General features: G+C 50.6%; 13 protein-coding genes and 4 tRNA genes. 13 read left to right on the forward strand and 4 right to left on the reverse strand.

Annotated elements, in window-relative coordinates; translation table 11 throughout:
* Positions 1-12 precede the first annotated feature (12 nt).
* On the reverse strand, positions 13-1,227 hold the full coding sequence (locus DB847_RS01465; RefSeq protein ID WP_108649120.1) for a metallophosphoesterase: 1,215 nt from the start codon (positions 1,225-1,227) through the stop codon (positions 13-15).
* A gap of 160 nt (positions 1,228-1,387) precedes the next feature.
* On the opposite strand from DB847_RS01465, the gene DB847_RS01470 reads away from it, so the two are divergent.
* Both DB847_RS01470 and DB847_RS01475 read left to right on the forward strand, forming a co-directional pair.
* Complete coding sequence (locus DB847_RS01470; protein ID WP_108649121.1) at positions 1,388-2,266, forward strand: ABC transporter substrate-binding protein; 879 nt, start codon at positions 1,388-1,390, stop codon at positions 2,264-2,266.
* Positions 2,242-2,487: a hypothetical protein gene (locus tag DB847_RS01475; protein ID WP_108649122.1), complete on the forward strand. Its 246-nt coding sequence runs from the start codon at positions 2,242-2,244 to the stop codon at positions 2,485-2,487. Before DB847_RS01470 ends, DB847_RS01475 begins: the two co-directional genes overlap by 25 nt.
* 31 nt (positions 2,488-2,518) lie before the next feature.
* Here the strand turns inward: DB847_RS01475 and rsuA are convergent, their stop codons facing one another.
* Both rsuA and DB847_RS01485 read right to left on the reverse strand, forming a co-directional pair.
* Complete coding sequence (rsuA, locus tag DB847_RS01480) at positions 2,519-3,208, reverse strand: 16S rRNA pseudouridine(516) synthase RsuA (protein WP_108649123.1); 690 nt, start codon at positions 3,206-3,208, stop codon at positions 2,519-2,521.
* Between the two features lie 56 nt (positions 3,209-3,264).
* Positions 3,265-3,828: a GNAT family N-acetyltransferase gene (locus DB847_RS01485; RefSeq protein WP_108649124.1), complete on the reverse strand. Its 564-nt coding sequence runs from the start codon at positions 3,826-3,828 to the stop codon at positions 3,265-3,267.
* A 178-nt stretch (positions 3,829-4,006) separates the two neighbouring features.
* Here DB847_RS01485 and DB847_RS01490 point away from each other — a divergent pair, with 178 nt between their 5' ends.
* Positions 4,007-4,612, forward strand: coding sequence for a class I SAM-dependent methyltransferase (locus DB847_RS01490; RefSeq protein WP_108649125.1), 606 nt, complete (start codon positions 4,007-4,009; stop codon positions 4,610-4,612).
* 229 nt (positions 4,613-4,841) lie between these two features.
* On the opposite strand, the gene coaA is transcribed toward DB847_RS01490, so the two are convergent.
* Positions 4,842-5,795: a type I pantothenate kinase gene (gene coaA, locus DB847_RS01495; RefSeq protein ID WP_108649126.1), complete on the reverse strand. Its 954-nt coding sequence runs from the start codon at positions 5,793-5,795 to the stop codon at positions 4,842-4,844.
* Between the two features lie 267 nt (positions 5,796-6,062).
* Between coaA and DB847_RS01500 the strand changes: the two genes are divergently transcribed.
* The 10 genes from DB847_RS01500 to rplL all read left to right on the forward strand — a co-directional run bounded on the left by DB847_RS01500 (position 6,063) and on the right by rplL (position 10,172).
* Positions 6,063-6,138: transfer RNA gene (locus DB847_RS01500), tRNA-Thr, on the forward strand.
* A gap of 8 nt (positions 6,139-6,146) precedes the next feature.
* Positions 6,147-6,231: transfer RNA gene (locus DB847_RS01505), tRNA-Tyr, on the forward strand.
* 18 nt (positions 6,232-6,249) lie between these two features.
* Positions 6,250-6,324, forward strand: a tRNA-Gly gene (locus tag DB847_RS01510).
* 4 nt (positions 6,325-6,328) lie between these two features.
* Positions 6,329-6,404: transfer RNA gene (locus DB847_RS01515), tRNA-Thr, on the forward strand.
* A gap of 366 nt (positions 6,405-6,770) precedes the next feature.
* On the forward strand, positions 6,771-7,184 hold the full coding sequence (gene secE, locus DB847_RS01520) for a preprotein translocase subunit SecE (RefSeq protein WP_108649127.1): 414 nt from the start codon (positions 6,771-6,773) through the stop codon (positions 7,182-7,184).
* A 3-nt stretch (positions 7,185-7,187) separates the two neighbouring features.
* On the forward strand, positions 7,188-7,730 hold the full coding sequence (gene nusG / locus DB847_RS01525; protein WP_108649128.1) for a transcription termination/antitermination protein NusG: 543 nt from the start codon (positions 7,188-7,190) through the stop codon (positions 7,728-7,730).
* 129 nt (positions 7,731-7,859) lie between these two features.
* The gene (gene rplK, locus DB847_RS01530; protein WP_108649129.1) at positions 7,860-8,288 is read left to right on the forward strand and encodes a 50S ribosomal protein L11; all 429 of its coding nucleotides are present in this window, start codon (positions 7,860-7,862) and stop codon (positions 8,286-8,288) included.
* Positions 8,289-8,292: 4 nt separating this feature from the next.
* On the forward strand, positions 8,293-8,997 hold the full coding sequence (gene rplA / locus DB847_RS01535; RefSeq protein WP_108649130.1) for a 50S ribosomal protein L1: 705 nt from the start codon (positions 8,293-8,295) through the stop codon (positions 8,995-8,997).
* 248 nt (positions 8,998-9,245) lie between these two features.
* Positions 9,246-9,749, forward strand: a complete 504-nt coding sequence (gene rplJ, locus DB847_RS01540; protein WP_108649131.1) for a 50S ribosomal protein L10 — start codon at positions 9,246-9,248, stop codon at positions 9,747-9,749.
* A gap of 54 nt (positions 9,750-9,803) precedes the next feature.
* Positions 9,804-10,172 carry a 50S ribosomal protein L7/L12 gene (rplL, locus tag DB847_RS01545; protein ID WP_108649132.1) on the forward strand — a complete coding sequence of 123 codons (369 nt, stop codon included), beginning with the start codon at positions 9,804-9,806 and terminating at the stop codon, positions 10,170-10,172.
* Positions 10,173-10,271 lie beyond the last annotated feature (99 nt).

Here is a 10,271-nt window from a genome sequence, read left to right on the forward strand (position 1 = left end):
GCAGGCTCCCTGTCATTCTTGTATGACTCGAAAGGACTGGGGAGAGCTCATCTTATAGTTCGGGTAGTTTGGATTATTTTCGGTCATCTTTGGATACACCTCCTTAAAATTGACCCCGTTCAGGCAGAGATTGATGTTGGGCCGCTTTAACTGCGCCGGGCAGTAGTTCTGGAAAAACCGATAACTCTTGTTGAGCTGGATTTTGCCATCCTGACGGTGGAATCCATAGGCGGTATAGTTGGCCAGGGTCCAATTGCCATCTTCATTGGAGAGCCTGAAGGACTTCACCGAGGGTGAGTTTCCATGGGAGGTAGAGAGTCCGGCGGTGTAGTACTGGCCAATGGTCTTACTCTTCAAAACGATGGGCTGAAATTGCTCCATGTGGGTGTGACCCACCAGAATTCCCCTGACGACTGAGCTGTGATCATTGAGGATCTTCAAAAACTCCTTTTCATACTTAGCTTTCCAGAACTTCTTTCCATCATAGAGGTTGTTGCCCACAGGAATATGCATGGCGATCAATACACTGTACTGCTCCTTTTGTGCCTGGGCCAGTTGCTGTTTGAGAAAGTTAAACTGAGCCTGGGTATTGGTGGCTTTGGCATCATGGTTAGGTGAAAACATGATGCTGTTCAGTGCAATTAGCTTAAGTCCCGGTGCCAGTTTGGCAGAGTAAAAACCAAGCTTAGGATTTTGCTCCTCAAGGCAGGGGAGGACATCAGAGTTCTCATGACAGATTACTCCTGTTGAGAGAAAACCGTTTTTAAACCCGGCGGCCCTGGCAGCCTCCAGCGGTGAGCCATCTTTAGAGCTAAAATCCCCATAGTTGCGCTGGGGTGAGTCGTTATTACCAAACACGTAGAAAATCGGAGTATCTGGGTAGCTGTTTTGGATGTTTTCAAAGACGGCCTGCTCATTTTTGAGGACAAAACTCTTGCGGGTCCCGAAGTTGAAGATCTTATGCCCCACCAGATCGCCGGGAAGCAGGATAAAGCTAGGTTGTGGGATAAGCTGACCCGAGCCCGTATGTTGTTTGAGTTCAGAGGTCAGGGTGTTAAAAGTGGCCAGATCCAGATCATTGGCCGGGGCATAACCCTTGGGATCGATCTGCATCTGGTGCTTGCTATCTATATTCAGGTGAGGGTCACTGATGCTCAGAAAGTTCAAAGATGTAGCGAAACTGCTACTTGAGATCATGACCAGTAGCAGGCCAACTATTTTGTTCACAGGTTCATCTCCCTTGGTATCCAGGCGCCTATCTTAAGGGGCCCGCCGCCGCTGAGACAATCGAATTTCTGCCGGATATTTATGATTGGTGAATAGGGGCTCAGGCAAAGCCTTCCTCAACCCTCTAAAATCAAGATAGGATCTCAGGGCGGAAATCATTATGGTCAAGGGATGTTTACTGTTCGGCTTACTCCTATTTAGTCTGCGAGTCGTGGCAACCGAGCCGCTGCATGTGCTGTTGCTCAATCCTGGTGCGGGAAACTGGTTCTGGAAGCAAACCATTGAATTTATGCAGGCGGCCTCCGAGGATCTGGGGATTGAGCTGGAGGTTTTGGACTCGGAGAAAAATATGCTGGCGGTGACCCAGCTAAGAGAGATTGTCGACCGCCCTCATCTTCCGGATTATCTGCTGATCAGTAACGAAAATGGAATTGGCGGTGACCTGCTGAGAATTGCCGACCGGGCGGATCTCAAAACCTTTCTATTCATCAATGGATTTGAGAGCAAGCGCGACCGCCGGGAGTATGGTAAGCCACGTCAGTATTACAAGAGCTGGATTGGCGAACTGATCCCCGACAACTACTCTGCTGGCTACCAGATGGGCACTGTGTTGCTGGATAAGGCTTTGAAGCAGGGGATGGACAAGCCCTATGGCAAGGTTCAGCTTGCTGCCATTGCGGGAACCTCAAACACTCAGGCTTCCAGTGAGCGGGTCAGGGGACTAGGTAAGGCGGTTTCTGAACGTGAAGATAGGGTGAAGTTATTAAAGATAGTTGCAGGTGATTGGACTCAGCAGCGGGCCTTTAAGCTGTCACTGCATCTGTTCACTCACTACCCGAATATTCAGGCATTCTGGGGAGTCAATGATAGTACCGCCATAGGTGAGATCCAGGCTGCCCTGGATAAGGGAAAGCAGCCGGGTAAAGACCTGTTGTTTGTCAGCTGTGGTTGGCACCCACAGGCGATCGACAAGGTTAGCAGGGGAGAGCTGGTGGCAACCATCGGGGGCATTTCATGGATGGCGCCTGGGCGCTGGTGATGCTCTATGACTACCACCATGGCAAGGATTTTATCCGGGAGCGCTTCAAGCCCCGGATGTATCCAATCACCCGGGATAACCTGGCTCAATACCAGCCACTGCTCATCCAGAGCCGGTGGGAGGAGATCGACTTTCGAAAGTTTTCCAAGGTCTATAATCCGAAGGTCAAGCGCTATGACTTTAGCCCTGAAATGGTTATGAAGTCTCTTCGCAAAAAGTGATGGACTCAGGAATCTCCGGCTCGGGAAAAGTCTACACGGACTTGATCTCATTTTCGCTAAGATAGCGCCATTGCCCGGGTTCCAGGGCCGGGTCCAGCTCAATTTCCCCGACACTTTCCCTGTGTAGCCCAATCACCTTGTTGCCGACCGCGGCAAACATCCGCTTAACCTGGTGGTACTTGCCCTCATGGATTGTCAGTAGCACTTCGGTGGGGGAGTGGATCTCTAGTTTTGCCGGGCGAGTCAGCTCCCGCTCACCGCGAAGTTCAACGCCTTTGGCAAACTGCTCTGTCAGGGAGGCCTCCACCGGATCAGCCAGTTGCACCCGATAGCGCTTGCCGCACTCCTTTTTGGGGGAGGTGATTCGATGGGACCACTGGCCGTCATCGGTGATCAGCACCAGACCCGTGGTATCCAGGTCCAGCCGCCCGGCGATGCAGAGCCTGTCGCGGTTATTGAGTTTAAGAAGAGATAGCACCGATGGGTGCTCCTCATCTATGGTCGAGCAGATATAGCCAATTGGCTTGTGGAGCATGATGTAGCGAGGACCTCTGAGCTCCAGCAGCTCACCATTGAGAGTCACCTTACAACCGACCTTCACCTTAAAGGCGGAGTTTTTCACCACCTCGCCATCACAGCAGATCTCGCCGCGATGCAGCGCCTTTTTGGCAAGCGAGCGGGTCAGGGATGTGGTTTCACTGATGAACTTATCTAAACGCATGGAGGCTCGTTATCGACCTGAGGTCAGAAGAGGTTATTTCGTACAAGGCGGGCAGGTTACCCTAAAGTCCCTGCTGACGCCAGGTTGTGGAACTCTTCTCGAAGCAGGCCATACATAAGATCATTTTGCCAGCAGCCGGCAAGTTTGAAGTTATCACGAAGCCTTCCTTCCAAACGAAATCCCAGGCGGGTGAGCAACCTGGATGAGGCGCTATTCCCTTCGGTGACAGTTGCCTTAACCTTGTGAAAACCCAACTCATCAAAAGCAAGCTCCAGGACTCGCTGTAGCGATTCCGTGCCATAGCCTCTGCCCTGAAACTCAGGAAGTAAAAGAAATCCTAGCTCTGCCTGCTGGTAGGGCTCCCATTCGGAAAGAAACCCACTAATCCCAATTTTTTGCCCCGAGGCCTTGTCGATCAGGGTAAGTGCAAGCCAGTGAGGGCTTTCCTTATTCCATAGGGGAAGCCTGCTCTCAAATCGTTGCTGGATCACCTCATCAGAAAGCGGGTCACAAACATAACGAATGACTTCAGGCTCGTGGTACAGCTGAAAAATGAGATCCGCATCTTGCTTAGTAATCTGCCTTAATATCAATCGCTTGGTTTGTAACTCGAGTGCCATTTTGGGCCCCCTTTTTGTGCATCCGTTGACCCATCATATTTGTGCAATAAAAGAACGGCAAGTCAGTTCCTGACCACAAGGGCGAGTCCTGATTTTAAACATCTGGCTTTTCGGTTTTTGGTAAATCTTTTGTTTTTCGCTAGGGTGTTCATTTGGGTCAATTTTTGTCGTGGTGTCTATGAATCAGCAACTTGGAATGACATTGGAAAGATTTGAGGATGAATACAGGGAGCAGCCAAATTGGGATATAGAGCGTCATCAGGAGTATTTTTCTGAGATCCTGAGCTCAGGACAAATCAGCTCTCCGGTTCTGGACATAGGCTGTGGTAGTGGGGATCTCTCAAGATTTGCTGCAAGCCTTGGCCATCAAGTGTTGGGCATCGATTTTTCTCCGACCGCGATAAGCAGGGCCAGCTCACATCTTTCTCAGAGTATTGAGAATCTTAGTTTTAAAGTGTGGGATGCCTTTAAGCTTTGTGAGCTTGGTCAGGAGTTCAATACAGTCCTCGATTGCTGTTTCTTCCACATGCTCGATGATGATGCCAGAAGCCGTTATCTATCCTCCCTGGAGGCCGTCATGCCCATAGGTTCACGCCTGTATATGCTTAATCTGGCCATTGAGGCTCCAAGACCCCATGCACCACGGGCAGTATTAGCGGAAGATATCTATGATACTTTCAGGGATGGGTGGAGGATTCTTGACTGTGGCTCTACCAGTCTCAAATTAAGATCTGCTCCCGATGGTGTGCCTGCAACCTATGCCAGCCTTGAGCGAGTAGGCTGACTATTTCAGGTGAAGGTGAGCATAAAAAGCAATTTTCTTTTCGAGGCAGGATGCCGAGCATCGTAGCTTGATGGATGGACTCATCACGCGAAGAGAGCTTTTGCTTACTTTTGGCGGTACAAAAGTAAGGTGCTGCCGGCACCCCGGCAATCATTCAGCGAAGCTGCAAATTTAACTGTGCGCAGCACAAATTAAGGTCTCAGGAGTGAAGAGGCAACGCCTCTTCAGCTCAGGATTTCCGGAGTTTGATCTGCTCAATAAAGTGGTTTTGTCCCTTGGTCAGGATCAGATCGGCCCGCTCCCGGGTCGGCTGAATATTATCCCTGAGATTTGGGTAGTTAATATCATCCCAGATCTGCCCCGCCGTCTGGATCGCCTCTGGTTCATTGAGGCTGGAGAAGTGATGAAAGTAGGAGTTAGGATCGCGGAATGCACCCTGGCGAAACTTCAAGAAGCGCTCGATATACCAGGTCTTGAGGCGCTCCTCCTCGGCATCAACATAGATGGAGAAGTCCAGAAAGTCGGACACAAACACCTTGTGGGGATCACTCGGATAATCCAGCCCGGTCTGTAGTACGTTGAGCCCCTCCAGGATCAGGATATCCGGCTGTTCGATAACTTTTTCGGTATCCGGCAGAATATCGTAGATGAGGTGAGAGTAGATGGGGCAACTCACTCTGGGCTCACCGGCTTTTATCGCCCGGATAAACTGAATGAGTTTCTGCATGTCATAGGATTCCGGAAACCCCTTGCGATGCATCAGCTCCCGCTCCTGAAGCACCTTGGTCGGATGGAGAAAACCATCCGTGGTCACCAGCTCAACCCTGGGGTGCTCGGGCCAGCGATCCAACAGGGCCTGGAGAATCCTTGCGGTGGTGCTTTTACCGACTGCGACACTGCCGGCAATGCCGATGACATAGGGGACCGAGCCCTGGTTGGTAGCCAGAAATTCCTGCTGTACCTCATGGCGGCGCTGTTTGGATTTAAAATTTAGATTAAGCAGTCGCGATAAAGGCAGGTAGATATCCGAGACTTCATCCAGATCGAGGGATTCGTTGATCCCGCGCAGCTGTTCGAGATCCTGTTCTGTTAATGACAGGGGCACAGAGTTGCGCAGACCCGCCCATTGCTGGCGATTAAAGCCAAGATAGGGGCTGAGTTTGGATGCTTGCTGGTCGCTCATGACGATGGCTTATTGGTGTAAAAGGGGCACACTATACCAAGGGGGCTTAGGGGTGCAAGACGTTCGGCGCTGAATTGGCAGGCCCGCCCTCTTTTTCATATGAATTCCGGGCGGTATCCGTAAGCACGCGAGTCCTGATGGGCCGGGTGGAAATACACTTTTTGCCCGATGCGATGCTTTTTTGCCCGGATGGGTCGCTGGCGTGAAAAAAATCACAAAATCACCTTGCATCCATAAAACCCTTACCATAGAATGCGTCTCGCTGTCGCCGGCATAGCTCAGTTGGTAGAGCAACTGACTTGTAATCAGTAGGTCGTGGGTTCGACTCCTACTGCCGGCACCAAAAAATGTGGAGGGGTTCCCGAGTGGCCAAAGGGATCAGACTGTAAATCTGACGGCTCCGCCTTCGAAGGTTCGAATCCTTCCCCCTCCACCATTTATCGCACATAAGCGTGCGGGCATCGTATAATGGCTATTACCTCAGCCTTCCAAGCTGATGATGCGGGTTCGATTCCCGCTGCCCGCTCCAATTTGCTGATATAGCTCAGTTGGTAGAGCGCACCCTTGGTAAGGGTGAGGTCCCCAGTTCAAATCTGGGTATCAGCACCACTTCTTTTTTCTTTTCTTTTTTCTATTTTTGCACTTTCAAAGCTCCTTCATCACTTGAAGATATTTTCAGCTTTCAGACTGAGATTTTTATCCAACAGGTTGCGAGTTTTAGCTGAATCGGAGAGAAGAAACGAAAGAAAAGCTTCAGCCGGGCATTCGCGGGTTTTAATTCTGCGTAAAGCTCATATAATAGTGAGGTTTTTCTGTCGGTGAAGAATTGAGCACCGGTTAAGGGCGGACAGGCAGGCCCGAAGCTTATCGCAATGCGATCGCCTCGGCTTTGTCGGTTAAACAGATGGTAGATAGGGCGCACTTGCACTGTGCAAGCGATGAGCGTCTCAATCATGTTGAGTACAGGTACGTTGTATGAATGCGAAGACAGAAGGCCAGCAACCCTCCTCTGATAAACTCAAGTGGACTCTGGTTTTTGTTCTGCTAGTGCTGGCGATCGCCGGTAACTGGTATATGGGGTCAAATGCGGCATTGGATACCTTGCCTCTGCAGAGTACAGGTCTGCTGGCGACTCGTATCGTCGGCGTGGTTGTACTGGTTGTGCTGGCACTGCTGGTTGCCTGGACAACGACCAAGGGTAAAGCGACGATCTCATTTGCCAAAGAGTCTCGTCTGGAAATTCGTAAGGTCGTCTGGCCTACACGCCAGGAAGCCGTACAGACGACACTGATCGTTATTGCCATCACCTGCCTGATGGGCTTTTTGATGTTTGTCATCGATGGTGCCCTGGTATGGATCATTGGCCATATTACTGGAGTGAAAGGTTAAGCCATGTCTGAAACAAGAATGAGATGGTATGTTGTTCAGGCCTTTTCCGGCTTTGAATCCCGCGTGGCTAAGTCGCTGCAGGAGCATATCAAGTTACACCAGATGGAAGAGCAGTTCGGTGAAGTGCTGGTCCCAACCGAAGAGGTTGTGGAGATGCGTGCCGGTCAGAAGCGCCGCAGTGAGCGCAAGTTCTTCCCTGGCTATGTCCTGGTACAGATGGTGATGAACGATGAAACCTGGCACCTGGTGCGCAGTGTTCCTCGTGTGATGGGCTTCATCGGTGGTACTTCCGATCGTCCGGCACCTATCTCAGATCAGGAAGCAGAAGCGATCCTCAATCGTCTGCAGGAATCTCACGATAAGCCACGTCCGAAGACTCTGTTTGAGCCGGGTGAAGTGGTTCGTGTTACCGAAGGTCCGTTTGCCGACTTCAACGGTGTTGTTGAAGAGGTGGATTACGAGAAGAGCCGCCTGAAGGTATCGGTTCTGATCTTCGGTCGTTCGACTCCGGTTGAGCTGGAGTTTGGTCAGGTCGAAAAGAGCTGATCAAGAAATAAACACAAGACTTGTCAGGGGGCGCAATTATCCATATAATTGCGGCCCTTTCCATTGGGGAGCTTAAAAGATGCCGTGGTGGTGTCTTAGCGTTTGAACCCAAATAGAGGTAAATCTAAAATGGCTAAGAAAGTCCAAGCTTATATCAAGCTGCAGGTAGCTGCGGGTGCAGCAAACCCTAGTCCTCCCGTTGGTCCAGCACTGGGTCAGCACGGTGTTAACATCATGGAATTCTGTAAGGCGTTCAACGCCCGTACCGACAAGCTGGAAAAAGGCGCGCCGGTTCCTGTTGTTATCACTGTATACAGCGATCGCTCTTTCACTTTCGAGACCAAGACTCCACCTGCTTCCTTCCTGCTGAAGAAAGCTGCTGGCGTTAAGTCTGGCTCTGGTCGCCCTAACACCGACAAGGTGGGTAACGTGACTCGCGCTCAACTGGAAGAGATTGCAGAGATGAAGAAGCCAGACATGACTGGTTCTGACGTTGATGCAATGGTCCGTTGTCTGGAAGGTTCTGCCCGTTCTATGGGCCTGGTAGTGGAGGGTTAAGACCATGGCAAAACTTTCTAAGCGTATTCGCAATATCCGTGAAAAAGTTGAAGTGACTCGTGACTACGAGATCAATGCAGCGATCGACCTGCTCAAGGAGCTGGCTACCGCTAAGTTCGTTGAGAGCGTAGACGTAGCAGTAAACCTGGGTATCGACCCACGTAAATCTGACCAGAACGTACGTGGTGCAACTGTACTGCCTCACGGTACTGGCCGTGAAGTACGTGTTGCTGTGTTCACTCAGGGTGCTAACGCAGAAGCAGCTAAAGAAGCTGGTGCGGACATCGTAGGTATGGACGAGCTGGCAGCTGACGTTAAGAAGGGCGAGATGAACTTTGACGTTGTTATCGCTTCTCCTGACGCTATGCGCGTTGTTGGTCAGCTGGGTCAGATCCTGGGTCCACGCGGCCTGATGCCTAACCCTAAGGTTGGCACTGTAACTCCAAACGTTGCAGAAGCTGTTAAGCAAGCCAAGGCGGGTCAGATCCGTTATCGTAACGATAAGAACGGTATCATCCACACCACTATTGGTAAGGCAGACTTCAACAACGAGCAGCTGAAAGAAAACCTGGAAGCTCTGGTTGTTGCACTGAAGAAGGCTAAGCCTTCCTCAGCTAAGGGTCAGTTCATCCGCAAGGTAAGCATCTCCACCACTATGGGTGCAGGTGTTGCGGTTGACCAGGCGACTCTGGAAACTGCCAACGCTTAATCCGCGGATAGACTTTACAAGGCGTGGGATTTTATTTAAAATCTTGCGCCTTTGATTTGGTTAGGGGTTTCGACTCCTGTCCAAGACCGTAGGTGTCCTTAGGGACTTAATATTCCCTGCGTAGACGGTGCCGTGACCCAGCGAGAAAGATTCTCTTTCTTCTGGTTCGACTGCCACCGTAAGTTCCCGAAAGGGATTGTGTTAGTTCTGGATCCTTTGAGATCCGGGTTGAATCCAGGAGTAAGCCAATGGCATTAAGACTCGAAGACAAGAAGGCAATTGTTGCTGCAGTCAACGAAGCTGCCAAAGGCGCCCTGTCTGCAGTAGTTGCGGATTCCCGTGGCGTAACTGTAGATGCGATGACCGCTCTGCGTCAGCAAGCTCGTGAAGCTGGTGTGTACATGAAAGTTGTACGCAACACTCTGGCTCGCCGCGCAGTAGAAGGGACCGATTACGAATGTCTGAAAGACGTTTTCGTTGGTCCTACTTTGATCGCTTTCTCAAACGAGCACCCAGGTGCGGCCGCTCGTCTGTTTAAAGATTTTGCAAAAAATCAGGAAGCGTTTGAAGTTAAAGGTCTGGCCTTTGAGGGCGAATTTATCGCAGCGGCGGACCTAGACCGTCTGGCAACACTGCCGACCTACGACGAAGCGATTGCACGCCTGATGATGTGCATGAAAGAAGCTTCTGCTGGCAAGCTGGTTCGTACTTTTGCCGCCCTGCGCGACCAAAAGCAAGAGCAAGCTGCTTAATTTTTCGAGAGCTGCTTAGGCGGCAAACCATTAAGAATTTAAGGAATTTGAGTCATGTCTATCACTAAAGACCAAATTATCGAAGCTGTTGCAGAAATGTCTGTAATGGACGTTGTTGAACTGATCGAAGCAATGGAAGAGAAGTTCGGCGTATCTGCTGCTGCTGCTGTTGTTGCTGGCGGTGCTGCTGGCGGCGAAGCTGCTGAAGAGAAGACTGAGTTCGACGTAGTTATGACCTCTTTCGGTGGTAACAAAGTTGCTGTTATCAAGGCAGTACGTGGCGCGACCGGTCTGGGCCTGAAAGAAGCGAAAGCTCTGGTAGAAGGCTGCCCAGCGAACGTTAAAGAAGCAGTAGCTAAGGAAGAAGCTGAAGAGCTGAAGAAGGCTCTTGAAGAAGCTGGTGCTTCCGTTGAAGTTAAGTAATCTATATAATAGATTATTGGCCTGATTTTCAGGCTAGGGCTGGTGAATTTTTATTCACCAGCCCTTTTGCGCTGTTGGATGTCGGGAGATTTCACACCG

It is taken from the genome of Dongshaea marina (assembly GCF_003072645.1).
Taxonomy (GTDB): Bacteria; Pseudomonadota; Gammaproteobacteria; order Enterobacterales; family Aeromonadaceae; genus Dongshaea; species Dongshaea marina.

Bases quoted from the DNA above. Each gene is read 5' to 3' on its own strand.
- DB847_RS01470 (WP_108649121.1), top strand. From the start codon at position 1,388: ATGGTCAAGGGATGTTTACTGTTCGGCTTACTCCTATTTAGTCTGCGA.
- DB847_RS01475 (WP_108649122.1), top strand. From the start codon at position 2,242: ATGGATGGCGCCTGGGCGCTGGTGATGCTCTATGACTACCACCATGGC.
- rsuA (WP_108649123.1), bottom strand. From the start codon at position 3,208: ATGCGTTTAGATAAGTTCATCAGTGAAACCACATCCCTGACCCGCTCG.
- DB847_RS01485 (WP_108649124.1), bottom strand. From the start codon at position 3,828: ATGGCACTCGAGTTACAAACCAAGCGATTGATATTAAGGCAGATTACT.
- DB847_RS01490 (WP_108649125.1), top strand. From the start codon at position 4,007: ATGAATCAGCAACTTGGAATGACATTGGAAAGATTTGAGGATGAATAC.
- coaA (WP_108649126.1), bottom strand. From the start codon at position 5,795: ATGAGCGACCAGCAAGCATCCAAACTCAGCCCCTATCTTGGCTTTAAT.
- secE (WP_108649127.1), top strand. From the start codon at position 6,771: ATGAATGCGAAGACAGAAGGCCAGCAACCCTCCTCTGATAAACTCAAG.
- nusG (WP_108649128.1), top strand. From the start codon at position 7,188: ATGTCTGAAACAAGAATGAGATGGTATGTTGTTCAGGCCTTTTCCGGC.
- rplK (WP_108649129.1), top strand. From the start codon at position 7,860: ATGGCTAAGAAAGTCCAAGCTTATATCAAGCTGCAGGTAGCTGCGGGT.
- rplA (WP_108649130.1), top strand. From the start codon at position 8,293: ATGGCAAAACTTTCTAAGCGTATTCGCAATATCCGTGAAAAAGTTGAA.
- rplJ (WP_108649131.1), top strand. From the start codon at position 9,246: ATGGCATTAAGACTCGAAGACAAGAAGGCAATTGTTGCTGCAGTCAAC.
- rplL (WP_108649132.1), top strand. From the start codon at position 9,804: ATGTCTATCACTAAAGACCAAATTATCGAAGCTGTTGCAGAAATGTCT.